The following is a 25,455-nucleotide window of genomic DNA, read 5'->3' as shown; positions in this document are numbered from 1 at the left end:
CTTGATGTCGCTCAGTACCTGGTCAGGCTTGCGGCGGTCGGTGAGGAATGTCGCACGAAGCTGGCGGCAGTCAGGCGGCTGGTTCAATCCTAACGACGGCGGTCGGCAGAAGGTCAAGCAAAGCAGCCAGATCTTCGTTCAGCACCAAGAAGGGCATCCTGTCGGTCCTATAGTAGTGCGCGAGGTGGTACCTGTGATTGCCGCCATGGATACCGATCTGATCGCCAACACGGTTGATCAGCGGAGGAGTCACAGGCAGCCCCTTAAACCAGCGAAAAGCGGTTCCCTCACTCCCACGCGCAACAGGATCGAGATCGGACATATTCACCCGTCATTGTACGACCCCGGCATTGCGTAGCCCCTCCAAGACAAGCTCGAAATCGGCGGGGTTCTTGAAGGGCAAGACTTTGCGACGGTATTCCAATGAGTAGTCGGGGTTGACGCGCAGCACCTCTTGCCACCTCGCGCGAGCCTCTTCGAAACGGCCGAGGTGCCCGTAACAAGCGGCCAGAAGCGCGCGCGAGACATCGGTGACGGGGTTGCGGCTCACGCGCTGCAGCAACAGTTCGACGGCCTCTTCGTATCTTCGCAGTTGAAACAAGGCCAAGGCCTGAAAGTGGAGAACGACATCCGGAAAGTACGGGTTCAGGACCCTCGCCCGATCGAAATAGGCGAGTGCCTCCTCGGATCTGCCTGAATAGATTAGTACCTCGCCGAGACTAACCTGCCCTTCGGCGAAGTTCGGATTGAGGACTATCGCGCGTTCGGCCTCGCTGATGGCTCTATCGTGCTGTCGCGAGTAAAGCTTGACCACACTCAGTGCCCAGTGCGCCACAGGATCGCTATCGTCCCGCGCTACCGCGAGCGTCGCAGCCTCTTCGGCTTGCTCGATAGAGCGCTGCGGCGACGCGCTCCACCGGTTGAGGTAGTCGAGCCCGTGGGTAAGGGCGAGGAAGGCGTGCGCCGAGGCGAACCTCGGGTCCAGTTCAACGGCACGTTGCAAAAGGTCGCGGGCGTCGCTGTTCGTTTGCTTCGTCAGCCGGTGCCACAGCTCCCGGCCGCGCAAGAAGCAGTCATACGCCTCAGGGTGCCGGGTCTGCCCCGGCACCAGTCTTTTCCGATCGCCCTCTGTCAGGTTGACCGCCAGCGCGTCGACGATCTGCTGCGTGACATCGTCCTGAACCGCGAATATGTCGGTGAGCTCGCGATCGAACCTCTCCGCCCATAGATGCCCGCCGGTGGTCGCGTCGATGAGCTGCGCGGTGATGCGTACCCTGTTCCCCGATTTGCGTACGCTGCCCTCAAGTACATGCCGCACGCCGAGCTTCGTGCCCACCTCCTGCACATGGACGTTCTTGCCCTTGAAGGTGAACGACGAATTGCGGGCGATGACGAAGAGCTGCGACAGCTTCGATAGCGCCGTAATGATGTCTTCCGAGATGCCGTCGGCGAAGTAGTCCTGTTCAGCGTCACCGCTCATGTTGGCGAAGGGTAGGACGGCGATCGACAGCTTCGGTGACACTGCCGTCGCCGGTTGGCTCGTCGGCGTTTCCGAGCTCGCGGCTGCCTTGGTCCCGGCGCTGCCGACTTGCAGTGAATAGACGCGGATCGGCTCGGCGATGTTCTTGAGTTGCGTGTTGCCGAGATCGCTGACCGAGAGGTCGAGCCTCGCCTTGACTTGGCGATAGGCATCCTCGGACAGGCAGATCGCGCCCGCCGCGGCGACGCCCTCTAATCGCGAGGCGATGTTGACGCCATCGCCCATCAGATCGCCGTCGCTTTCCTCGACCACGTCGCCCAAATGGATACCGATCCGGAATTCGATGCGACGGTCCTGCGGCACGCCGTCATTACGCTCCACCATACCGTTCTGCACCTCAATGGCGCAGCGCACGGCGTCCACCACGCTGCGGAACTCGACCAAGGCACCATCGCCGGTTCGCTTCACCACCCGGCCATGGTGCACGGCGATCGTCGGATCGATGAGGTCGCTGCGCAGTGCCCGCAACCTTGCCAGGATGCGGTCCTCGTCGGCGCCGGCAAGCCGGCTGTACCCAACCACGTCCGCGGCCAGGATTGCAGCCAGCTTTCGGGTCTCGCTCATGGCGCCGTCTCCTCACTTCCACGATAGCAGGGAGAAAGAAGGCAAGAAAGAACTTTGAGCCGCTGCTCAGAGCGATCTTAGTTGAGATCGAGTCGGCCGTGGCTCATGTGGACGCAGCCGAGGTGTAGCCCACGCAACGACTGCTCTGTCAGGCTCCCGGCCGTTCGACGCGGTCGTTCCGAAAGCCCACTCAGGATCAGGTCACGACGATGTCCGCGCCCACCCGAAATATCCGCTCTTTGAAGATCCGCAGCCCGAAGTTGCCGGTCCGCTTTCGGCCCCTCGATCCTTGCGCCCATGCGTTCTCCTAACGGCCAATGTTGGCCGAAGGAGAACTGAAATGGGTATTGCACAATACGATCCTACCGCCCTGGGCCCTCCGGCGTGGAACGCCGGCCGAAAGGTCGATGTCAAGAAGCCGCTGAAACAGCGCCAGATTTGGGCGATCCGCTTCTTCCTTGATAGGGAGGGGCGCCTGAGAGATCGGTGCGCTGTTTGATCTCGCAATCGACAGTAAGCTGCGTGGTTGCGATCTCGTGAAAATGAAAATCGGGAGTCTCGTGACAGGAACGGAAATTCGAACTCGAGCCATGGTCGTCCAGCAAAAGACCGGCCGTCCGGTTCAGTTCGAAATCACGGCGGAGGTGAGGGCAAGTTTGCTTACATGGCTTAAACGGCGAGGTGAAACAGTTGACGATTACGCCTTTCCCAGTCGAGTCGACCACACTGATCATCTGAGTACTTGCCAGTATGCCCGATTGGTCGATGAATGGGTGACCGCAATTGGCCTACGACGCGAAGACGACGGCACGCACTCGCTTCGGCGCACGAAGGCCGCAATGATCGACAAGGCGACAGGCAATCTTCGCGCGATCCAAATCCTGTTGGGGCACACCAAGATCGAAAATACGGTCAAGTACCTCGGCGTGGACATTGAGGATGCACTGAAACTAGCTGAGCACAGTGAGATCTGAGCGCGTGCGGCCCCGCACTTTCTCAATTCCAAAGATTGCGACCGAGCCGCTATACGCCCTAAGGACGGTCGTTAAGACGCCCGGTTTGTCGTTCTGAAAGCTGCCGGTCGGCTACGAAAACGACAATGCCGCAAGTGAGCCGTTCAGGCGGCCAGCGTCTTTCCCGCAATAATCGAGCGCTTCCCATCCCATTCACAATACTTTCAGGGCTTCAGGGGAGTTGAGCGAGGATATCGTCGACGACACTTGGAACGGTACCCGCCGTGTCGATATTGATGCCGACGGGAAGATATTCCCGGGTATGATGGTAGCGGAGTACCAGCGCCCGCTCGGCCGGCTCGAAGCCCGGCTCATTCGGCCGCCCATCTAATCGTCTGTTCAACGTCTCAACGTCGATGTCGAGCACGAAAACCTTGTCGAATAGGTCCAGGAATTTGTGGAAATTGCGCGAGCCGCCACAGAGGAAGGTGGCAGGATGGGTGGTGTCGGCAGCAATAGCCCGGACCTTGTCGACCGGCCAGATCCAGTGCGCGTATCGCCAAACGATGCGGTCTGCGCCCTTGGGCGGTCCTGCGAGTGCCTGGCCTGTCTCGGGGTCGCCGACATAGGCCAAGACCCGGTCACCATGGACGACATGGTAGCCCCGCCGCTCCAGTTCGGTGGCGACAGACGTTTTTCCAGTGCCGGAACCGCCTTCGATCAGATAGTTCTTGATTCCCATAGGCACCGTTTATCATGGCCGTCAATCTGGTGAGAAGACACTCTACCTGGGAACGCTCCGCCAACGAACTGACCTGATCAAGGTAGCTTTCGGTACTTTTCGAATTAGCGGCGAATGTCTGACGGATACGCGCGCCCGCTCCGGCCAGAACGGCCGGTGGGTCACTTCCCAAGAGCAGACGTTCCCTCGAGGCAAGTTTCCCGACCCGCGCTACTCGCCTATGCTGGAAAGCAATTCGTCGAGCTGCTCCAACTGCTCCGGCAATGCGGCCGCCGAGCCCTGTAGTGCTTCCTCAAGCGCCTCCTTGGACGGATAGACTTCGTGGAAATTCACTAGTGTCCTCCCGCCTTGGTCCTCGAAGGTCACGGTCGTGATCGCGCCCTCTTCGCCCTCGTCGTTGGTCCAGACGATGCGCTCGTTCGGCACCACCTCGAGATATTTGCCATAGAAGGCCATGGTGTCCGGACCGCCGGCGCCGAATTCCAGCCGATATTTGCCGCCGGTACGGACGTCCATATCGCACGATACGAGCGAAACGCCGGACACCGATTTTGGCACCCACCAGCGCTGGAACAGCTCGGGCTGGCTCCACGCCCTGTAGACCGTGCTCGGCGGCGCATTGAATGTCCGCGTTACGACGAGTTCGCGATCCCCTCTGCGCTCGACGGACGTGCGGTTCTTTGCACCACCTGCACTGTTAACTTGCTGTGTCATCGCTTCCCTCCTGTTTCATCTCGCTGATGATTTCGTCCAATGCTTCGAAGCGGGCCTCGAAGAGCTTGCGATGCGCCTCGATCCACTCGGCCTCCGCCTTGAGGCCGTGTTTCCCAAGCTTGCAGGTTCTCACCCGTCCGACCTTCTGCGTGACGACGAGCCCCGCCCGCTCGAGAACCTGGACGTGCTTCTTCATGCCGGTCAGTGTCATCTGGAACTTATCCGCGAGACTGGTGATCGACGCGTCCCCTCGCCCAAGCTGATCGATGATCCCGCGGCGCGTCGCATCGGACAGCGCCGCAAACGAGAGATCGAGGGGAGGACTTAAATACTGAACCATCTAGTTCAGTGTATAACCTGCTCGCGCAGGAAGCGCAAGCTTCCATGCCGTAGACCGGTCATCCGAGGTCATGCACCGCGGCGGCGGCAGCAAAAAATCGTCTGCTGCGGGGCCAAAAGCGGACCTTCGAGCCGCTAATGAACGAATGTCAGCTTTCAACGCCTGCTCTTCGAAAGCAGTCCGCCGGCTAACGGCCCCAAAGCCGACACGGAGGCGCGATTTTCTAGGGGCAGCTTCGCGCCAATTGCAGTCATCGGTCCTAAAGGCAGTTTACCTGACCGGCTGCCGACACAGCGGCTAAGTTACATCCTACCATTCCCACTATGAGTATCGTCCCGTGACACGCTCCTAAAAAACGTGGCTGTGCACGCATCGACGGACGAGAAACGGACGATAACAGAACCGCTAAGCTATAGATGGCAAACAGCAGGAACAGGATATTGAGAGGCGGAATATAAATAAGGAGGATGTGCCAGCAACTCGCGAACTTATAGGCTCCTGCGGTGTTGTAAGCAGCTAAAGCGAGCGCCGTCCATAGCAGGATGTGCAATGAGATCAGTCGCCAACTTGCGTTCATCCCAACGGCCGTGCTTGCAACTTTATTTGGAAGGCCGTCCTCATCACAATCGCCACCTAGAACACAACTCCCGGCAAAGAGTAATCGACAGAAAATTATAGCGCGTTAAAAAAACTCATGTGATTTTTACGCAGTTCTTTGTTGGTCGGTGGCCGGTTTGGGCGGTGGGCATGCCGCCGTCGCAAGACTTCTGAAGGTTCCCACCGGCCGCTGATTTGCACCGTGAACATAGCGAGTGGTGCCGTGGCGTGATAGGTGTCGGACTTAGATCAAGCCCAGCATTCACCTGAACGCCTAGCAAAGGACAGATGCCATGGGAGACCCGATACGCCCGCTGCAACCAGGGGAATACGCGCCCGCCTTCTCACTTCCGTCGGCAAATCAAAAAGGAACGGTTTCGCTCGCCAGCCTCCACGGTCACCCGTTTCTGATTGCCTTCTTCCGCGGGTTGCACTGCCCGTTCTGCCGGCGCCAGGTGGGACAGCTCGGTGGCCTACAGCCTGCCCTGCGCGCCGCGGGGGTGGAAACTGTTGCCGTGATCAACACGCCGGTGGAGCGCGCCCGCATATATTTCGGGCACCGGCCGACGCCGGCCGTGCTCCTATGTGACCAGGATTGCTCCACGCACCGGGCCTTCGGCGTGCCGCGCGGCAACTTCCTGCCCGAAGGCAGCCACGAACAGCCTGTATGGCCCTATCGGGCAAGCATGGAGCAATTCGAGGCCGCTCGCATTAACCCGACGGGCGAATTGCCGGAAGCGCTACATCCGATGACGGCCAATGCCTTGCTCAACGCCAAGGACGGCTTCGAGCTTAATGAAGTTGATCATGCCATCTTCGCAAGCCACCCCACACAGCTTGTCGGGCACTTCCTCATCGACGCCGACGGCATCGTTCGCTGGGTGCAAATTGAAGCGCGCGACGGGCCGAACAGCCTCTGCATCTTTCCAAACGCGGCGGAGATGCTCGCCGCTGCCGGTAGCCTCCGACACTGAAGGCGTAGCTTCTAACGTTTGTCAGGCGTGTATCACGTCATCGGGCAGGAATGACTTTGACGGCTAATGGTGAGGATTGACGCCATCTCGGAGCGACTTGCCCTTCCGGTGAACTTTCCGCTGAAGCCGGCTACTCCGGCAAGCCCAGCATGCGCGCCCCGTCCGCAAACCTGTCGGCGATTGCCCGCACCATCCCCAGTTCGAAGAACACGCGGAGCCGAAACCCTGGCTCCAGTTCGAGCAATCGCTGCACGGCCGGCCGTGCTTCCTCCTGGCGGCCAGCGAGCGCCAACGCAGCAGCCTGAAAGAAATAAAGCGTACTGAACCGGGGATTTGCCTGAGCGGCCCTCGCGCAATGCGCTACCGCCTCGTCGTATCGCTCCTGCTGGATAGCCGCTGTTCCGAGCGCCAAATGCGCCGCATAGGCCATCGGATCGAACGGGCTGAGCCTTAGCGCGCGTTCGGCATTGAAGGTCGCCTTGGCGGGTAGACCGGCAAAGGCGTAGAGGACGGAGCCGAAATAGAGCGCGGTAGCGCAGGAGGAATTCAAAGACAGGGCGCGCTCGGCTGCGTTCAACGCCGCTTCCTGATCCTTGCCCAGCATAAAGATCGCAAAGGCGGCGATGGCCAATGCCGCCGCGTCGTCGGTGCCGCTCGCAATCACGGAACGTGCGTGCCCGATCCCGGCGACCTTGTCGGCCTCGTCGAAGCCGCCCCGCGTGAAGAAGATCTCGTGGCACCAGGCAAGGCGCGCATGGGCGGCGGCGTAGTTCGGGTCCAGGCCTAACGCATCCTCCAGAAGCCCGGCTGCGACCTTGGCGTCGGCGGGCATCACCGTTGCCATGTGGGGGACGGCGCGCAGATAGAGGTCATAGGCGTCAAGGTTTTCAGGGCGCTTTTGCCGAGCACGCTCGATCTCCGATCGCTGCAGGCTCGGCTCGACGATACCCACCACCTTTTCAGTGATCTGGTCCTGTAGGTCGAAGACGTCCTCCCGCGCGCCGTCGTATCTATCGGCCCACAGATGCGCTCCGGTCTCAGCTTCGACAAGCTGGGCAGTGATGCGCAATCGGTTGCCCGCGTTGCGCACACCGCCCTCCAACACATAGCGCACGCCAAGCTCGCGCCCAACCTGCCGGACATCCACGGCCTTTCCCTTATAGACAAAGCTCGAGTTCCGCGCGATCACGAACAGCCATTTGATCCGCGACAGCCCAGTGATGATGTCTTCCACCATGCCGTCGGCAAAATACTCCTGCTCGGGGTCACCGCTCATGTTCTGGAACGGCAGGACCGCGATCGAGGGTTTGTCGGGCAGCGCGAGCCGCGTCGAAGACTTTTCCGGTCCTGCGCTGTCCGCTGGCGTTGCAGGCTTCGCCTGGGTGGGGATACCGACCAGCAGCGAATAGACGTGGACCGGCTCGTTGATGTTCTTGAGCTGCACGTCGCCGCGATCGTTGATTGCGAGATCAAGCCTTGCCTTGACCTGCCAGTACGCCTGTTCGGAGAGGCAGATGCCGCCGGGATCGCAAATTCCTTGCAGGCGGGCAGCGATATTGACGCCATCACCCATAAGATCGCCGTCGCTTTCTTCGACGACATCGCCCAGATGGATGCCGACGCGGAACTCAATCCGCCGCTCAGCCGGTAGGCCGGCATTCCGCTCGATCATGCTGTTCTGCACCTCGATGGCGCAACGCACGGCATCGACAACGCTGCGGAATTCTACAAGACTGCCGTCGCCGGTGCGCTTGACCACGCGGCCGTGATACACGGCGATCGTAGGGTCGATGAGATCGCTGCGCAAAGCCCGCAGCCGCGCCAGGATACGATCCTCGTCCGCGCCGGCGAGCCGGCTGTAACCGACCACATCCGACACTAGGATCGCTGCGATCTTTCGGGCCTCGCTCATGGGCGCGCCTCCCACACTCTAGCCTACCACCACAGCCCGGACAGGGCCACTCCGACTAACGGGGACGCGCCAATCGCGTCGAACAACCGCATCCGTTGTTCCACGGCGGTGACAAGGTCTCTTCGTGCTCATCGATTTTGAGGCGACAGCGCGGGGCAAGAACTATTCGTTCCCCATTATGGTCACCTCTGGCAGTTCGACGCTGCCTGCAAGGTTGTCAAGTTCGACCACGTTACGGAGATCGCTCAGATGATCGCGATGGTCACGGGGAATGACCATTGCCGTCGGCCTGTCGTTGGAGAAGGCGGGTCTGCTTCCGCAAAGCGCCAACTGCGGTCATTGCGCTGAACTTGGTTGAAACTCGACACTAGCGCCTGTTATTCGTTCCTGCATCCACTGTATCACTCGTGCGCAAGCAATGCCTTTCCCGATGTGACCTGGGAATCATAGAAAATGCGCACTGACAGAACAACGCCGGCGATCAGAACTACGACGCCAGTGCCTTCAATCGGAGTTGGCCAACGCGCATGCACGATAAGCCCTCCGATTACCCCAAAGGCTGTTTCCGAGACGATCAATTGCGCGGCTAATGCAACCGGCAGGCTTCGTGACGCAATGTTCCAAGCCCAAACGCCGCACACAGTTGCCAACAGCGCGAAAGTTGTACCCCAAACATATAGGTTGCCCGCAGTGCTCCAGCCGAAGCCTATCGTTGGAAGACGGAAGAGGCCCATTGCAGCCCCGACAGGATAGAACGCCAGCATCAGGACGCCGCCCCCCACCAGTATCAACGCCGACCAAACACCGGAAGGCATTTTTGGTCGAGCGGCGAGTGCAGCCTGATTGGCAAGGGCGAACCAGACCCAAAGTCCGACGGCAGCAAGCGCTAGCGGCACGCCAACCCACAATGATCGGACCGAGTTCAATCCTTCGGCCGTGAATGCCGTACCATTGACGAGAACCAGGCCGACCAGCACCAGCGCGAGAGGCATCATAAGGGTTCGCCACGGCAGCGATCCCTGACGTTGATTACCAACGACCATCAGTACGATTGGTACTAGGCCGAGAAAGGCTGGAGCGATTACCGGACCGGCATAGATGGCCGCTCCCGTCACGGTCAGGAAGTAGCCGACATATCCGATGAAGGCGAGCCAGATAGCCGACAGACAGTTCCGGAGCGTGAGATGTCGCACCACGCGCTTCTCCAATGACAGGACGCAAAGTCCTACGAAAGCTGAGACAACATGACGGATGAGGGCAAAATCGAAGGTGGAATAGTCACCGATTATGAAGGGCACAACGAAGTTAAGCGAAAAGGCAAAAGCCGCAAAGAGAGCGGCCAACACACCAACATAGAAAAGCCTGTCCACAGTGGTCACCCTTTTGAAGTGCATCGCTGACGCCGCTCCTTGATCGCTTTGACCCCCGACATCGTCGGTTGGCAACCAAGAGAGCCCACAGCTGAATGAGCGGAATTTACCCGCCGCGAGCCCTCGCCGGTACTCGGTGAAAATGAGAACCACCCTCTCGATGCTCGTCCATCGGATAGCCGTGCCTCGGTTTTGCATCCTCGGCGTCAACGGGAACCCGCGATTATTCAACGATGTCAGCAACGGGCCCGAAAGCAGTCGTCAGCGAGAGACCGCATCCGTAACACTCTCTAAAAGCTACGCTTTCAGATTATCTGGTCACGAAATCAGAGTCTGGTGGGCGGTCCTACATAATTGCGGAGGTTGGTCCTACATAATAGCGAGTTTTTCCTGTCGGTGCCTATCGTGGCATAACTGTCGAAGCCCATTGATGTGCGGTGACTTCCGACCGGAGAAGAGCACACCATGACCGATAGGTCCCGTGTCAAGGTTCTGCTGTTGACCGATCGAGCCAGACTTCTAGAGTATCAGACCTCTGGGGCAGCCGGCGCGGACGTCTTCGCTGCCTTCGATGGCCCGGCCATCGAGCGGCGCCAGGAACCCGCGAGGTCATCACAACCGCGATCGCGCTCGAGTTGCCTTTGGGCATGGAAGCTCAGATCCGATCTCGCTCGGGGCTGGCGGCGGAACATGGAATCATAGTCCTGAACTCACCCGGCACGATCGACAGCGACTACCGGGGCGAGCTCAAGGTGATCCTATTCAACACTTCCAACGCGCCCTTCAGCGTCCGTTCCGGTGACCGCATTGCCCAGTTGGTCATTGCCCCTTTCGTGGAGGCGGAGTTTCAATCTTTGTCGGAGATTTCGGAGGCACCTCGCGGAGGTAGGGACCTCGGCAGCACGGGGATTTAAGATATCACTTTCGATGGCACCAATGATCGCTTTCGGCACATTGCGGTCATTGAAACACGGATCGCGCAGTCAGCCACCAATCGCCAGCGGATTTCAATGAGACGCTTCCAATCGTTGCTGTTGCACAATTCAGTCGATCACAATGATTGCCAGCGGTCATCGGACAGGTGGGTTTGTCGGCGAAGCCACAGAGAGAGATAGGTCGTTCCAGAAGTTGGTCTTGGGGTTCAGGGCGATCCGACGACCGCCCATTCGAACCGTCGCCGGTGACCTATTTGGCCACGTGCCACACGCCTCCAACGCCATCGCCGTTGGCTTCACCGGCTTTCTTATCCTCGACATAGGTGTAAAGCGGCTTACCCTCATAGGCCCACATCTCTTTGCCATCCGCAGCCTTGACTAGAGACCATTCGCCTTCCGCCTTGGCCTTGGCTCCAGCGTGGAACGCCGGCCACTTCTTCAGGCAATCGCTATCGCAGTTGGATTTGCCTTTGGTATCTTTGTCGAAGGTGTAAAGCACCATGCCTTTTTCAGTGGCCAGGACCTTGCCCATTTTCGTCTCGACCATCTTGGCCGGCTCGGCCGCAAAAGCAGACCCGGTTAAAGCAGTTAACGCACCTATCGCGATCAATATCGTTCTCATGATTTTTCTCCCATTCGGCAGTGCCGGCGGAATGCCAGCGATATCCGATCTAACTGACAAAAACGCCCAACTATGAAAGCGGTTCCGCCCATGGGGGACGACACGACAGGCCAGGGTCAATTTTGTTCCCGAAGAATGCGTGAGTGTATGTCCGGAAAAGGGCCGATCCCAGACCTCGGTGCAAGAGCTCATATGTCCGCTTTTCGTATTAGGTGACCTGGCAGCGGACGGTCGTCCATCGGCCCCTAAGCCGCCAATCACCGAAAGCGTCTGGGATGCCCGGTACTGGGCCACAAAAGTGGACCTTCGCGCGCCTGCGCGTGAATATTACGGTTCGTACCGCCCCGTTATCTTCAATCAGAGGCAGCCTGCTTCCGCGCCGTCTGGAGAGGCTTGAACGCGTGTGATCTTGCCATTGCAGAAGCCGTAAAGGCTCAGCCAAGCGCGTGGCTCGCCAGCCCGTACAGGTTCGGTCCTGGTACTACGGCCGCGTCGCCTTTGCCCCGCCGGGACATTGCGAGCACTGTGTCGAAGACGGTCAGACCGGATTGCGAGAGGAATGTGGCGAAAGTGCCGGACTCGACTGGTGTATCGAGGCGCAGAAACTGGTTTTCGTGGGCCGCGACATGCGGCCGGACAACTGCGATGGCGTCCGCATCAGTTTCTGCCACGACCGGGCCAATGACATGCCCCCTGCCAAACGGACGGCAAAGCGCGAAAGCGCACAGCCGACCGTCGCGAACCAAGCCGTAGCCTATGGATTGTGCAAAGAGCTTGCCGATCAGCGCCGCCCTCGAAACACCGAATGCCCCTGCATCCAGCTCGACGACAGCGGCAAGGTTCTCCCCCTCCAGTCGCCGGACCTCAGGTTGCTCCGTTTGCGTAGTCGAGTCGGTCGGGCCGCGGACAATGCCCTGGCATTGGTATATCGTCAGCACGGGCTGGAAACCGAGCGAATGATAAAGACGGTGGGCAGCCCTCGTCGCATTGAGCCTGAGATTGCGTCCCCGGCAATCCGAAAGCACGTGCTCCATGAGCCACCGTGCGGTGCCGTTTGTCTGCAGCCGCGGGGACGTGATCACCATGCCGATGGTCGCGAAGTCGTCACCTTGCGGGAACCACATGGCCGAACCTGTCAGCCTGCCGATTTCATCAAGCGCCACATAGCCGCGGCCGACCTCGCGCAGGAGCTGCAGGTCCTCGGCGCGAAGCGGCCATCCGACGGAAACCGACAGGGCGTGCAGTTGCTCGAGATCGGCGCTCTCGATCCCGGCTATGCGCATTTCGTAACTGTCGATGACTTTGGATTCGGATGTCGATGCGTCCACTTCTTGCCTCCCGCCCCTGCCGTCGTCTTGCTCTCGTCCCGATTTCCAACCGGGCCGCGGCGAAAATTGTATCCCTTAGACTAGGACGGTGCACTCGATACAATTCACTTGAGAGGCCGCCTGACGCACAACAATCATCCAAATCCGACGCGCTTTCGGCATGTAAAGCCTGGATAGGCTTCTAAAGTACTGGGCATGATCGACGGCGCCGACCCCAGCGAAACGGGATGAGGACAAGAATGCAGGCAGTGGAAATCCTCGAAAAGCTCGTCGGCTTCCCCTCCGTCGTCAGCACCCCCAATACGGACATCGTTGCCTGGACCCGCAGCTATCTGCAAAACCACGGCATCGCCGTCACCCTGCTTCCGGGGCCGGAGGGCGATCGGTCTAACCTGTTCGCCACGATCGGTCCGAAAGAGGTGCCGGGTTATATTCTTTCGGGTCACATGGACGTCGTTCCGGCGGCCGAAAGCGGCTGGACGGGCGATCCCTTCCGTCTGCGTCAAGAGGCGGGCCGACTCTATGGGCGGGGCGCCACCGACATGAAGGGTTTCTTGGCCGCTGCCCTCGCCGTCGCGCCAAAGCTCGCCGACATGCACCTGCGCCGACCGCTGCACCTCGCCTTCTCCTATGACGAGGAGGCGGGCTGCCGCGGTGTGCCACATATGATCGCGCGCCTGCCGGAACTCTGCGCAACGCCGCTCGGCGCGATCATCGGCGAGCCGAGCAGCTTGCATGCGATCCGCGCCCACAAGGGCAAGGCCGCCGCCAGACTTACGGTCAAGGGTCGTTCCGGCCATTCGTCGAGGCCCGAGATGGGACTGAATGCCATCCATGCCATTGCAAGCGTCTTCGCACGGGCGATCGACGAAGCCGACCGACTGGCCCGTGGTCCTTTCGAGCATGTTTTCGAGCCGCCCTACTCCTCTCTGCAGATCGGCACGGTGAAGGGCGGCCAGGCGGTCAACATCATCCCGGACACCTGCGAGGCCGAGTTCGAGGCACGGGCGATTTCCGGCGTCGATCCGGCGGAACTGCTCGCGCCGATGCGAGAGGCCGCCGAGGCGCTGTCGGAACGCGGCTTCGAAGTGGAATGGCAGGAACTGAGCTCCTATCCGGCACTTTCGCTCGGCCCTGATGCGCCGCTTGCGCGGCTGCTGGAAGAATTGACCGGTCTCGAGTCTCTCGCGGCGGTCAGCTACGGCACCGAGGCGGGACTTTTCCAACGGGCTGGCATCGACGCGATCATCTGCGGCCCCGGCGAGATCAGCCGCGCCCACAAGCCCGACGAATTCATCCTCGTTGATGAGCTCCTGGCCTGCCAGGCGATGATCGAGCGGCTCGGCGAATGTTGCCGCGCCTGAGACAAGAAGGAGACGCGCGATGACCTTCCTCTTCAATTCCGACGCAAAACGCGGTGCGATTTTCGCCGAAGCTTTTTCGCGTGAGCTTCCGGACGTTCCTTTCGCCACCGATGCGTCGGCGGCCGATCCGGATGCGGTGCGCTACCTGATCACCTGGACGGTTCCCGAAAATCTCTCGCGCTATCGCAATCTCGAAATCCTCTTCTCGATCGGCGCCGGCGTCGACCAGTTCCGCATCGAGGCCGTGCCGCCCCATGTGAAGGTCGTGCGCATGGTCGAGGACGGCATCGTCCGGATGATGCAGGAATATGTGACACTTGCCGTGCTCGCGCTGCACCGCAATCTACCCGCCTATCTCGACCAGCAGCGGCGGCAATCGTGGCAGGCCATCACACAGATCCAGGCGGCCCAACGCCGCGTCGGCGTGCTTGGCCTCGGCATGCTCGCCACCGCCGTCCTGGAGCGGCTGAAGCCTTTCGGCTTTCCCCTTTCCGGCTGGAGCCGTAGCCCGCACGAAATTGAGGGCATCAGATGCCTCAATGGCAAAGACGGACTGCATGCGCTGCTCGGCTCCACGGACATTGTGATCTGTCTCCTGCCCCTGACTGACGAGACACGCGGTTTCCTCGATTCCGTCCTTTTCGCCAAGCTCCCGGCAGGCGCGGCACTTGTTCATGTCGGCCGCGGGCCGCAGCTCGATCATGAAGCACTGATCGGGGCGCTCGATAGCGGCCATCTCTCCGGTGCTGTCATCGACGTCACTGATCCCGAACCGCTGCCAACGGGTCATCCCTTTTGGAGCCACCCGAAAATCCTGCTGACGCCGCACATAGCAAGTGTCACCCAACCGGAAACAGCCGCCGAGGCCGTGATCGAGAACATCAAGCGTCATCGAGGCGGACTTGATCCCATCGGGCTCATCGATCGCGGCCGCGGCTATTAAGCTCTCAATCCTAGGAAAGGAAACCCATGTCCCTTTTGAAGAACATCGACACCAATCCCTCTTTCCCGCCGCGCGAGTCCGGTCCGCTTCCCGAACGCCTGATCTCGGGCAGTCCCTCCTTCAAGACCTGGGCTCAAGACGTCGCACGGGGAGAGATGATCCATACAGGCGTCTGGGAGGCAACCCCCGGAGAGACGCGCTCGATTAAGGGCGAGACTTTCGAGTTCTGCCATATCCTCTCCGGTGTCGTCGAGCTCACGCCGGAAGGCGGCAGGCCGGTCGTCTACAAAGCCGGTGACAGCTTCGTCATGAAGCCGGGGTTTGTCGGTGTCTGGAAGACGATCGAGACCGTACGTAAGATCTACGTAACGGTCATGTAGTGCCCGGCCGCGCGATCCGATCGAGGCCCTTGATACAGGCCTATCTCCCACGGATTGCGCGCGAACTGGTTTCGGCGGAAACTTGCCGGCAACCGGCATCCTCGCCCTCCGACACGCTCGCGGCTTTCTGGCGTGTCGTCGCTGCTCCAGCCTGGCAATCGCTTTCTCGTGCCCCTGTCGGATTGCTCCGGCGCATCGCCGACACGTCACCGACGGCCCATCTCAGCCACCGAAGATTTCGCTGTCTCGTCACTAAAAACGTAATTTTCCGCCGTCGGCGCATCGCCACTCGATGCATGCTGCTCGCGTTCTCCCGGTAGGCTCGCATGAGCTTATCCGAGGACCCACTATGACTCTCAGCTTTGACCCCGACACTCTTCCCCTGCCCCTCGGGCACTTCATCGGCGATCGGCTGATCCCTGCCGAGGGCGATATCGACATGCATCGTCCGTCCGACGGCAAGGCCTATGCGGACTGTCCACTCGCAGACGAAGCTCTCGTCGATCGCGCCGTCGAAACCGCCAAGAATGCGCTGAAGGCGAGCAACTGGGGCGGCGTGCGTCCGCGCGAGCGCACAGTCGTGCTGCAGCGTTGGGCCGACCTGATCGAAAGGGAGGCGGAAACCCTCGCTAAGCTCGAGGCGCTTTCCTCGACACGCCCGGTCGGGCACCTGATCGCCGGCGACATAGCCGTAAGCGCCGAACAGATCCGCTTTTTCGCAGAATTCGCCGACAAGGAAGGCAGCGACCTCGTGCCGACTGATGACAACAATCTCGGCATGATCATGACCGAGCCCTATGGCGTCGTCGGCGCCATCACGCCGTGGAATTTCCCCGTTTCGATGGCCGCTTGGAAGCTCGGTCCCGCCCTTGCCGCCGGCAATGCCGTCGTCTTGAAACCCTCCGAAATGACGCCATTTTCGACCGTCTACCTTGCCGAGCTCGGGGTCCGCGCCGGCCTGCCGGCCGGTCTCATTAATATCGTGCTGGGCGACGGTCCGGTGACCGGCACTGCCCTCACCGGCCATCCGGACATCGCCAAGGTAAGCTTCACCGGCTCGACCAGCGCCGGTTCTGCCATCATGGCCAATATCGCCCGCACCGGGGTCAAGCCCATGACGCTTGAACTCGGCGGGAAGAGCCCGCAACTGGTCTTCGCCGATGCCGATCTCGACAAGGCGGCGGCGGCAATCGCCCAGAGCATGATGTCTAACGCTGGCCAAGCCTGCATCGCCGGCTCCCGCCTGATCGTGGAGGAAAGCGTTGCTGCGCCGCTCGCCGAGGCGATCATCACGCGCATGAAGGCGGCGAATCCGGGTCCGACCTGGGATGAGGCAAGCGAATACTCGCCGATCATCTCGAAGCGCCAGTTGAACCGTATCCACGGCATCGTCGAGGCTGCCGTTGCAGCCGGCGGCGAATGCCTGTTCGGGGGCGCCCCAATGGATGCGTCGGGCTATTTCTATCAGCCGACGTTGATGGCCGTGCGCGACAGTTCCTCGCCAGCGATTACCGAAGAAATCTTCGGTCCGGTCCTGACCATGCAGACCTTCGCCGACGAAGAGGAGGCGCTGGCTCTCGCCGACCACCCGACCTACGGCCTGGCTGCGGGCCTCTTCACCCGCGACCTGTCGCGCGCGCTGCGGCTGACGCGACTGCTGCAGGCCGGCACGATTTGGGTCAACCGCTATAGCCGCTCGCGCGACCACATCCTGCCGACCGGCGGCTACAAGCGCTCTGGCGTCGGCAAGGACCTCGGACGCGAGGCCTACCAGGCCAACCGCAAGTGCAAGAGCGTTCTCATCAACCTCTAGGAGCCTCCATGAAATCCTATTCGATCGCACTCATTCCCGGCGACGGCATTGGCCAGGACGTAATGGATGCTGCCTGGCAGGTTCTTTCGACCGTCGCCAGGCATTCCGGCTTCTCGCTCACCGGCACGCCCTTTCGCTGGTCCTGCGCCTTTTACAAGGAAACGGGCGCGATGATGCCGACGGACGGCATAGAAATCTTGCGCCGCTTCGATGCAATCCTACTCGGCGCCGTCGGCTGGCCCGCGGAAGTGCCAGATTCCGTCTCACTCCACGGCTTGCTCCTGCCGATCCGCAAGGCTTTCGTGCAATATGCCAATATCCGCCCGCACCGGCTGCTGCCGGGTGTCCAGGGTCCGTTGAAGGCGGAAAATTTCGACATCCTCTGCATCCGCGAGAATACCGAAGGCGAATATTCCGGCGCCGGCGGCCGCGTGCATCAGGAAACGGTCGATGAGGTCGCGGTCGAGACCTCGATCTTCACCCGCACGGGCGTCGAACGGATCCTGCGCTTCGGCTTCGAGCAGGCGCGACAACGCCGCGGCAAGCTCGCTTCGGTGACAAAATCCAACGCCCAGAAATACTCCATGGTGTTCTGGGACGAGATTACGCGAGAGCTCGCCGCCGAATACGCGGATGTCGAGGCGACGAGCTACCACATCGACGCCATGGCCGCCCGCATGGTGATGGCGCCAGACAGCCTCGACGTCGTCGTCGCCTCGAACCTCTTCGGCGACATCCTGACTGATCTCGGTGCCGCGATCCAGGGCGGGCTCGGGTTTGCGGCTTCCGCCAACATCAACCCTGATCGAAGCGCACCGTCGATGTTCGAGCCGGTACACGGCTCCGCACCCGACATCGCCCATCTCGGCATCGCCAACCCCGTCGCCGCCATATGGTCCGGCGCGATGATGCTGGAGCATCTCGAAGAAAAGGAAGCCGCTCGAACCGTCATGAGCGCGCTCGAAAGGACCACTGCCCGGGGCATCGGCACCGTGCCCGGTAAGGACAAGACAGAAACTATCACCGCGGCGATCCTTGCCGCGCTCGGCTGATCTTTAGAGGAGCAGAATATGATGTTGAACGACAAGGAACTTTTCCGGCAAGAGGGCTTCATCGACGGAGCCTGGCTGGGCGCAGCCTCGGGTAAGACCGTCGACGTTTTCGACCCTGCCAGTCGGATGCGTTTCGGCACGGTTCCCGACATGGGCGAAGAGGAAACGCGCGCCGCCATCGAAGCCGCCAATGCCGCCTTCGGACCGTGGAAGAAGAAGACGCATGCCGAACGGGCCGCATTACTTGAGCGCTGGTATGCGCTGATGATCGAAAGCCTCGAGGATTTGGCTCTGCTCTTGACAATGGAACAAGGCAAGCCGCTCGACGAGGCGCGCATCGAGATCCGTTACGGCGCTTCGTTTGTCAAATGGTTCGCCGAGGAGGCGCGTCGCATCGGCGGCCACACCATTCCTTCTCCGACGGCCGATCGGCGCATCGTCGTTCTGAAAGAGGCGGTCGGCGTCTGCGCGATCGTGACGCCGTGGAACTTCCCGAACGCAATGATTACCCGCAAAGTGGCACCTGCCTTGGCGGCCGGCTGCACGGTGGTGATCAAGCCCTCGGAGTTCACGCCCTTTTCAGCGCTCGCCCTCGGTGTTCTGGCAGAGCGCGCCGGCATTCCCGCAGGTGTGATCAACATCGTCACCGGCATGCCGACCGCAATCGGCAACGAGTTCATGGCGAACGAAACAGTGCGCAAGATCTCCTTTACGGGCTCGACGCGTGTCGGCTCTCTCTTGATGAGAGGCGCGGCCGACAGCATCAAGCGCCTCTCGCTCGAGCTCGGCGGGAATGCCCCCTTCATCGTCTTCGACGATGCCGACCTTGAACTGGCGGTCGAGGGCGCGATCGCGTCCAAGTTCCGCAATGGTGGCCAGACCTGCGTCTGTGCGAACCGCATCCTGGTGCAGGCCGGCGTCTATGACGCCTTTGCAGAGAAGCTCGGCGCACGCGTTAACGCAATGAAGGTTGGCCCCGGGACGGAACCCGGCATCGCGATCGGACCGATGATCAATGAGGCGGCGATCGACAAGATCGACCGCCATGTCGAGGACGCGCTTGCCAAGGGTGCGAAGCTTGCGGCGCGCGGCAGGTCGGTGCCGGAGGGGAGACAATATAGGCCCCCGATCGTGCTCACGGGCGCCACCACCGAGATGCTGCTTGCCAGCGAAGAGACCTTCGGCCCCGTCGCACCGCTCTTCCGCTTCGAGACGGAGGAGGAGGCAATCGCCATCGCCAACGGCACGCCCTTCGGCTTGGCCGCCTATTTCTACACTGAGAGCCTGAAACGTTCGTGGCGTGTGGCGGAAGCGCTGGAATTCGGTATGGTCGGCCTCAACACCGGCGCCATCTCCACCGAAGTCGCCCCCTTCGGCGGCGTCAAGCAATCCGGCCTGGGCCGGGAGGGCGCCCAGGTCGGTATTGAGGAATATCTCGAGATGAAGAGCTTCCACATCGGCGGACTGGATTAATGCATGTTGCCCAAAATTGTGCCGCGGCTTTTGGGACAACGACATGCACAAACAAGGGATCCACGGCGCGTGATTCGATTGAACGCGACGCGCTGTAGGTTGGTCACGACGATCTTGGGTCTAATCGAAGCCTAAGACGTGATCGGTTCCAGGAGTAGAGCGGGATGCGCGCGAAAAGCCGGCGTGTTTCTTCATCCCGCTCTCAAACGCGCGAGGCGCTTCAGCTCTTTGGCAAGACCGCTGCACACTTGACGCGGCACGCCGGGCTAGATCATCCAAACAAAGAAGGGCGCGCCCCTGTCCGGTCCCGCGCCCCTCTTCCTACCCCCGTGTCGTCTACTGGATCGTGTCCAGCATCTTGTAATACATGCCGACGAGCGGCAGGAACCAGGGCTTGCCGAAATGTCCCGGCACGGCCGGCCATTCGAGACCCTTCAGCGGGTTGCGGTCCGGCCGGTCGAGAATTGCGTCCGCCATAATCATGCCGAGATGCGTCGAAAGCTGCGCCCCGTGGCCGGAATAGCCCATGGCGTACCAAACGCCGTCTTGATAGCCGGCGCGGGGGAATCGGTCCTTGGTCATGTCGACGAGGCCGCCCCAGCAGTAGTCGATCTCGACATTGGCGAGTTGCGGAAAGATCGCGGTAAGGCTCGCCTTGAGGATCGCGCCGCTTTTTGCGTCCGAGCGCTGGTCGGACGTCGCCGAGAAGCGCGCGCGGCCGCCGAAGATCAGACGGTTGTCGGGCGAGAGCCTGAAATAGTTACCGATGTTCATCGACGTGACGCAGGTGCGACTACCCGGCATTGTCGCCGCGATTTCCGCGCCTGTCAGCGATCGGGTGGCGATGATGAAGCTGCCGACGGCGATGATGCGACGGCGGAAATAGCCAAAGAGCGAAGGCGTGTAGGCGCCGGTGGCGACAAGAACCGCTTCAGCGGTGACGCTGCCGCGGCAGGTCTTCAATGTATGTCGGCCGCCCGCCTGCCGATGCTCGGTGACCGCCGCGCTCTCGAAAACCATGGCGCCATGGCGCGTGGCCGCTTCGGCGAGGCCGACGACATACCGCCCCATATGCATCATCGCGCTCTTCTTCGAGAGCATTGCCCCGAAGAAGGGCGAGCCGACCTCCTGCTTCAGATCCTCGGCGCTGAGAAGCGCCGTATCGGGATCGACCTCCGCGTTGACCGCCTCGAAGTTGCGGGCGATCGCCTCGAAATGCTGAGGCTTCGAGGCAAGCTTCACTTTACCGGCGCGGCGGAAGTTGCAGTCGATACCTTCTTCGGTGATCAGTGCCTCGATCGTGTCGACTGAATCGTCGAACGCCTTGTAGAGCGCAATCGCCCGCTCCCTGCCGAGTTCCGCCTTGGCCGCGAGATAGCTATGGGCGAGCCCGTTATTCAAGTGTCCGCCATTGCGGCCGGAGGCGCCCCAGCCGACCTTCTCCGCCTCCAGAACGACGACCTTCGCCCCCGCCCTGGCGAGCTGCCGGGCCGCACTGAGGCCAGTGAAGCCGCCGCCGATCACGGCGACGTCGTAATGGCCATCGACCGGGCCTTGCGCAGCTCCGGCAAAGGCCGGGGCCGTATCATGCCAGTAGGACAGGAACTTCATGGCGCACCGCCTTTTCTAAAGACCGACGACGCCCGGCAGGCCGGAGATGTCGGCGATCTCGACATAGCCGTAATAGGGATTGGCGGGCTCGTGACCGCGATTGACCCAGACTTTGTTCTTGATGCCGAGGTCGTGCGCCGACATCAGGTCGTAGCGGAAGGAGGACGAGCAGTGGAGGATGTCCTCGGGGCCGCAGGCCAGCATGTCGAGCATGTATTCGAAAGCCTTGAAGCGAGGCTTGTAGGCCTGCGCCTGTTCGGCGGTGTAGACCGCATGGAAGGGTGCGCCAAGCTTTTCGACATTCGACATGATCTGCGAATTCATTGCATTCGACAGGATCACCAGTGGGATCTCCTTGGCGACCTTGGCAAGCCCCGCCGGCACGTCCGCATGCGGCCCCCATGTCGGCACGCGCTCGTAGACCACCTTCGCTGCTTCATCGCGGAACTGAATGCCGTTGCGCTTGCAGGTCCGTTCCAGCGAATTGTGCACCACCTCGGCATAGGGCTTCCAGGCGCCCAGAATCTCGTCCAGGCGGTAGGCCGCGAAATTCTTGATGAATTCAGCCATGCGCGCCTCGTCGAGCTGCTCCCGATAGAGGTCGCGGGCCGCTTCCGCCATCTGGAAGTTCGTAAGCGTGCCGTAGCAGTCGAAGGTGATGTATTTCGGACGGAATGTCGTCATGTGCGTATCCTTGAAAGAACGGGACCAGGTATTCTGTAAGGATCATAGACTCTGCGCCTCCCATCGCTTCGCCTGATTTGGCCGCGTTCGAAGCAGAATCTATCGTATCGGGAGCCGGCTTTGGCAGAAGGTTGTGCGGCCTGCTGGTCGTCAATGGTGTCTTCCGCCCCGGCGCCCCCCCAGCGCTCTTGCCTGCCAGCATAAGATGCGGCGACCGGTAGGTGCAAAGCTATAAGATACCGCGCGAGCCAATGCCTTCAGACGATCTGCCGGCCGGCACTCCTTCAGACTTGCGGGCAGACAATGAAGGAAATGCCATGCAGACAAGTCAGATCGATATTGCCGCCTTCGGGCCTGAGCATCTGGAAGCCGCCGTCAAGCTCTCCCGGCAGGCCGGCTGGCCGCATCGCCTTGAAGATTGGCAGATGGCGCTGACCCTGAGCAAAGGCGTCGTCGCGATTGAGGGCGACCGGGTCGTCGGCACTGTACTCGTCACCCCTTACAAGTCGGACTGTGCGACGATCAACATGGTTATCGTCGACGAGGCGATGCGCGGCCGCGGCCTCGGTCGCAAGCTGATGGACGCCGCGTTGCGGCTAGCGGCCGATCGTCCGCTCAGACTCGTGGCAACGACTGAGGGCCTGCCGCTATACGAAAGGCTCGGCTTCCGCGAGACGGGTCGCGTTTTGCAGCATCAAGGCATCGTCGGAGCAATCGCCGAGCCTGGGCATACCGAACAGGCGGCCGCTGGCGACATCGAAGCGATCGTCGCGCTCGACCGCCTCGCTTTCGGCGCCGACCGTGAAGGGATGATCGCCTATCTCGGGAAGGTCGGCAACTTTGCAGTGATCCGCCGGGACGGGCGCGTTTGCGGGTTCGGCGCCATCCGCCCCTTCGGCCGCGGCGAAGCCATCGGGCCCGTCGTCGCCGAAGGTCTCGAAGACGCCAAGGCGCTCGTGGCCCACTTCATTTCCACGCGAACCGGCCTGTTCATCAGGCTCGATACCACTGCCGAGGCGGGCCTTTCTCTCTGGCTTGCCGGCCAGGGTCTAGCCCATGTCAGCGGGGGTATCGCCATGATGAAGCCCCCGATCCACCGCGCCGCCGACCCGGCCGCTACCACCTTCGCCCTCGTCAATCAGGCGCTCGGCTGATCCGGAGATCGTCATGTACAGCAATTCCCTCATCGAACTCGATCGCGCCCACCTCATCCATCCGGTCGCCTCCTATCGCGGCCATGAAAAACTCGGCGTGCGCGTGCTCGCCTCGGCGAAAGGCGCGACGGTCACCGATGCTTCGGGCAAGCAACTGATCGACGGCTTTGCCGGCCTTTGGTGCGTCAATGCCGGCTATGGCCACGAAGCGATCGTCGAAGCGGCCGCCCGCCAGATGCGCGAGCTTCCCTATGCGACCGCCTATTTCGGGTTCGGCTCCGAGCCCGCGATCCGCCTCGCCACCGAACTCGCCGAGCGCGCGCCGGGCGATCTCAACCACGTCTATTTTACGCTCGGCGGCTCCGACGCCGTCGACAGCACGATCCGCTTCATCCGCTATTATTGGATTGCCCGGGGCGAGCCGCAACGCGATCAGTTCATTTCGATGGAGCAAGGCTATCACGGCTCATCGACGGTCGGCGCCGGCCTGACCGCGCTGCCGGCCTTTCATGCTGGCTTCGGCATTCCCTTCGACTGGCAGCACAAAATTCCGTCTCACTATGCCTATCGCAATCCGGTGGGAGAGAGCCCTTCGGCGATCATCGAGGCCTCGCTAGCCGCCCTGCGGCGCAAGGTCGAGGAGATCGGCCCCGAGCGTGTCGCCGCCTTCTATGCGGAGCCTATCCAGGGCTCGGGCGGCGTGCTGGTGCCACCCAAGGGCTGGATGAAGGCGATGCGCGAACTCTGCCGCGAGCTCGGCATCCTCTTCGTTGCAGACGAGGTGATCACCGGCTTCGGCCGCACCGGACCGCTCTTTGCGTCAACCGAGGACGAGATCGTGCCGGACTTCATGACTGTCGCGAAGGGGCTGACGTCTGGTTACGTCCCGATGGGCGCGGTCTTTATGTCCGATCACGTTTATCAGACGATTGCCGACGGCGCCGGCGCTTCCGCCGTCGGCCACGGCTATACCTATTCCGCGCATCCGGTCAGCGCCGCTGTCGGTCTCGAGGTGCTGAAGCTCTACGAGAACGGCCTCTTGGAAAACGGCGTCACGGCCGGTGCGCGGCTGATGGAAGGTCTCGAAAGCCTGAGGGACCATCCCCTTGTTGGCGATGTGCGCGGCCGCGGCATGCTGGCCGCCGTCGAGCTCGTCGTCGACAAGTCGAGGAAGACCCCTTTGCCGGCGGCCGCGGAGCCGGCGCGCCGCATCTTCGACCGTGCCTGGGAAAACGGTCTCGTCATCCGCGCCTTCGCCAATGGCGTGCTCGGCTATGCGCCGCCGCTGTGCTGCACTGCGACGGAGATCGACGCGATTGTCGAGCGCACCCGCCAGACATTGGACGAGACCTTGAAAGACCCGGATGTTCGCCAGGCTTTGAGGGCCTGATGGACGACTGACGCTATATAGCGCGGAACCGCCATATTCGAAATTTTGTGCCGCGCCACGGTGCCTTTTCGGAGACTCCGGCGCGGCACAACTGCCAAACTCAAATCAAGGAAGCGGCCGGATCCCGGTATATGCGGCCTTTCCAGCAAGAGCGGGGAAAACATCCCGCCGACGGGAACAGAATATTCTTCTTGAAGTCGGCGTTCCGGCCTGGAACGCGAAAAAACTGGGGAATCGATGTGCATAAGAGCCTTCCCGAATTCAAATACATGACCTTCGACGTCGTCGGCACGCTGATCGACTTCGAGGGCGGCCTCAAGGATTGCCTCGCCGGCATCGCCGCCGAGGCCAGTGTCGCCATCGATGGCGAGGAGGCGCTCAGCCTCTACCGCGCGGCGCGCTACTCCAAGGGCGCCGACCTCTTTCCGGACGATCTGGTGCGTGTCTATCTTGACATCGCGCCGAAGCTCGGCCTTCCGACTGAGCGGAAATATGGCGAGCGTCTCAGGGACTCCGCCGCGAACTGGAGGGCCTTCGGAGACAGCGCCGAAGCGCTGGCGCGCCTTGCGAAGAATTACCGGCTTGTCGCTATGACCAATGCGCGCCGCTGGGCGTTCGATTTCTTCGCCAAGGAACTGGGCGATCCCTTCTACGCCGCATTCACCGCCGACGATACCGGTACCGAAAAACCTGACCCCGCCTTCTTTGACAAGGTCTTCGACTTCATCGGCTCGCAAGGCAATTCGAAGGACGACGTCCTGCATGTCGCTCAGAGCCAGTACCACGACATCGGCATTTCGCGGAAGCTTGGGCTGACCAACTGCTGGATCGAGCGGCGCCACGCGCAGAAAGGTTACGGCGGCACTATAGAGCCGGCCGAGTTCACCGAACCCGACTACCACTTCACCTCCATGGCCGGCCTTGCCGATGCCGTGGCCGTCGCACGTAGCTGACCAGTTCACCGGATTGGGTCTAAGCCCGCGGAAGACGGGCAGCCCGC

General features: G+C 61.3%; 21 protein-coding genes and 1 pseudogene. 12 read left to right on the top strand and 10 right to left on the bottom strand.

Annotated features, from left to right (window positions below):
• Positions 1–331: 331 nt before the first annotated feature.
• On the bottom strand, positions 332–2,104 hold the full coding sequence (locus tag FHT71_RS07515; protein ID WP_132588974.1) for an adenylate/guanylate cyclase domain-containing protein: 1,773 nt from the start codon (positions 2,102–2,104) through the stop codon (positions 332–334).
• A 340-nt stretch (positions 2,105–2,444) separates the two neighbouring features.
• Here FHT71_RS07515 and FHT71_RS07510 point away from each other — a divergent pair.
• A pseudogene (locus tag FHT71_RS07510) lies at positions 2,445–3,078 on the top strand (tyrosine-type recombinase/integrase).
• 211 nt (positions 3,079–3,289) lie between these two features.
• On the opposite strand, the gene FHT71_RS07505 reads toward FHT71_RS07510, so the two are convergent.
• The 3 genes from FHT71_RS07505 to FHT71_RS07495 all read right to left on the bottom strand — a co-directional run bounded on the left by FHT71_RS07505 (position 3,290) and on the right by FHT71_RS07495 (position 4,853).
• Positions 3,290–3,799: a nucleoside kinase gene (locus tag FHT71_RS07505; RefSeq protein WP_132589073.1), complete on the bottom strand. Its 510-nt coding sequence runs from the start codon at positions 3,797–3,799 to the stop codon at positions 3,290–3,292.
• 210 nt (positions 3,800–4,009) lie between these two features.
• Positions 4,010–4,513, bottom strand: coding sequence for an SRPBCC family protein (locus tag FHT71_RS07500; protein WP_132588973.1), 504 nt, complete (start codon positions 4,511–4,513; stop codon positions 4,010–4,012).
• Positions 4,497–4,853, bottom strand: a complete 357-nt coding sequence (locus tag FHT71_RS07495) for a metalloregulator ArsR/SmtB family transcription factor (RefSeq protein ID WP_007797290.1) — start codon at positions 4,851–4,853, stop codon at positions 4,497–4,499. Before FHT71_RS07495 ends, FHT71_RS07500 begins: the two co-directional genes overlap by 17 nt.
• A gap of 890 nt (positions 4,854–5,743) precedes the next feature.
• Between FHT71_RS07495 and FHT71_RS07490 the strand changes: the two genes are divergently transcribed.
• Positions 5,744–6,424 carry a peroxiredoxin-like family protein gene (locus FHT71_RS07490; RefSeq protein ID WP_132588972.1) on the top strand — a complete coding sequence of 227 codons (681 nt, stop codon included), beginning with the start codon at positions 5,744–5,746 and terminating at the stop codon, positions 6,422–6,424.
• A gap of 130 nt (positions 6,425–6,554) precedes the next feature.
• Here the strand turns inward: FHT71_RS07490 and FHT71_RS07485 are convergent, their stop codons facing one another.
• A complete protein-coding gene (locus FHT71_RS07485; protein ID WP_132588971.1) occupies positions 6,555–8,336 on the bottom strand; it encodes an adenylate/guanylate cyclase domain-containing protein in 1,782 nt (593 codons plus the stop codon).
• A 401-nt stretch (positions 8,337–8,737) separates the two neighbouring features.
• The gene (locus FHT71_RS07480) at positions 8,738–9,706 is read right to left on the bottom strand and encodes a DMT family transporter (protein WP_132589072.1); all 969 of its coding nucleotides are present in this window, start codon (positions 9,704–9,706) and stop codon (positions 8,738–8,740) included.
• Positions 9,707–10,353: 647 nt separating this feature from the next.
• Between FHT71_RS07480 and dut the strand changes: the two genes are divergently transcribed.
• Positions 10,354–10,620 carry a dUTP diphosphatase gene (dut, locus tag FHT71_RS31460; protein ID WP_245505421.1) on the top strand — a complete coding sequence of 89 codons (267 nt, stop codon included), beginning with the start codon at positions 10,354–10,356 and terminating at the stop codon, positions 10,618–10,620.
• Between the two features lie 271 nt (positions 10,621–10,891).
• Here dut and FHT71_RS07470 read toward each other — a convergent pair whose 3' ends face one another.
• A complete protein-coding gene (locus tag FHT71_RS07470) occupies positions 10,892–11,263 on the bottom strand; it encodes a hypothetical protein (RefSeq protein ID WP_007797316.1) in 372 nt (123 codons plus the stop codon).
• A 434-nt stretch (positions 11,264–11,697) separates the two neighbouring features.
• Positions 11,698–12,591 (bottom strand): GNAT family N-acetyltransferase, encoded by an 894-nt coding sequence (locus FHT71_RS07465; protein WP_132588970.1) that lies wholly within the window; start codon positions 12,589–12,591, stop codon positions 11,698–11,700.
• 239 nt (positions 12,592–12,830) lie between these two features.
• On the opposite strand from FHT71_RS07465, the gene argE reads away from it, so the two are divergent.
• From argE to FHT71_RS07435, 6 genes are all read left to right on the top strand, one after another.
• The gene (gene argE, locus FHT71_RS07460; protein WP_132588969.1) at positions 12,831–13,955 is read left to right on the top strand and encodes an acetylornithine deacetylase; all 1,125 of its coding nucleotides are present in this window, start codon (positions 12,831–12,833) and stop codon (positions 13,953–13,955) included.
• 19 nt (positions 13,956–13,974) lie between these two features.
• A complete protein-coding gene (locus FHT71_RS07455) occupies positions 13,975–14,898 on the top strand; it encodes a glyoxylate/hydroxypyruvate reductase A (protein ID WP_132588968.1) in 924 nt (307 codons plus the stop codon).
• 26 nt (positions 14,899–14,924) lie between these two features.
• Positions 14,925–15,278, top strand: a complete 354-nt coding sequence (locus tag FHT71_RS07450) for a cupin domain-containing protein (RefSeq protein WP_057249992.1) — start codon at positions 14,925–14,927, stop codon at positions 15,276–15,278.
• A 349-nt stretch (positions 15,279–15,627) separates the two neighbouring features.
• Complete coding sequence (locus tag FHT71_RS07445; RefSeq protein ID WP_132588967.1) at positions 15,628–17,091, top strand: aldehyde dehydrogenase family protein; 1,464 nt, start codon at positions 15,628–15,630, stop codon at positions 17,089–17,091.
• Positions 17,092–17,099: 8 nt separating this feature from the next.
• Positions 17,100–18,143, top strand: coding sequence for a tartrate dehydrogenase (locus tag FHT71_RS07440; protein WP_132588966.1), 1,044 nt, complete (start codon positions 17,100–17,102; stop codon positions 18,141–18,143).
• A gap of 18 nt (positions 18,144–18,161) precedes the next feature.
• Positions 18,162–19,616 carry an NAD-dependent succinate-semialdehyde dehydrogenase gene (locus FHT71_RS07435; RefSeq protein WP_183719361.1) on the top strand — a complete coding sequence of 485 codons (1,455 nt, stop codon included), beginning with the start codon at positions 18,162–18,164 and terminating at the stop codon, positions 19,614–19,616.
• Positions 19,617–19,952: 336 nt separating this feature from the next.
• On the opposite strand, the gene FHT71_RS07430 is transcribed toward FHT71_RS07435, so the two are convergent.
• Complete coding sequence (locus tag FHT71_RS07430) at positions 19,953–21,227, bottom strand: FAD-binding oxidoreductase (RefSeq protein WP_132588964.1); 1,275 nt, start codon at positions 21,225–21,227, stop codon at positions 19,953–19,955.
• A 15-nt stretch (positions 21,228–21,242) separates the two neighbouring features.
• Positions 21,243–21,911, bottom strand: coding sequence for a haloacid dehalogenase type II (locus FHT71_RS07425; protein ID WP_132588963.1), 669 nt, complete (start codon positions 21,909–21,911; stop codon positions 21,243–21,245).
• A gap of 317 nt (positions 21,912–22,228) precedes the next feature.
• Between FHT71_RS07425 and FHT71_RS07420 the strand changes: the two genes are divergently transcribed.
• The 3 genes from FHT71_RS07420 (at position 22,229) to FHT71_RS07410 (ending at position 25,408) form a co-directional block, all read left to right on the top strand.
• Entirely contained in the window at positions 22,229–23,065 is an 837-nt protein-coding gene (locus FHT71_RS07420) for a GNAT family N-acetyltransferase (protein ID WP_132588962.1), read from the top strand.
• 13 nt (positions 23,066–23,078) lie between these two features.
• Positions 23,079–24,455: an aspartate aminotransferase family protein gene (locus FHT71_RS07415; RefSeq protein WP_132588961.1), complete on the top strand. Its 1,377-nt coding sequence runs from the start codon at positions 23,079–23,081 to the stop codon at positions 24,453–24,455.
• A 239-nt stretch (positions 24,456–24,694) separates the two neighbouring features.
• On the top strand, positions 24,695–25,408 hold the full coding sequence (locus FHT71_RS07410; RefSeq protein WP_132588960.1) for an HAD-IA family hydrolase: 714 nt from the start codon (positions 24,695–24,697) through the stop codon (positions 25,406–25,408).
• Positions 25,409–25,455 lie beyond the last annotated feature (47 nt).

Source organism: Rhizobium sp. BK060, assembly GCF_014193145.1.
Taxonomy (GTDB): Bacteria; Pseudomonadota; Alphaproteobacteria; order Rhizobiales; family Rhizobiaceae; genus Rhizobium.
Note: the sequence above shows the minus strand (reverse complement) of the source record. Positions and strands in the feature narration are given on the sequence as shown.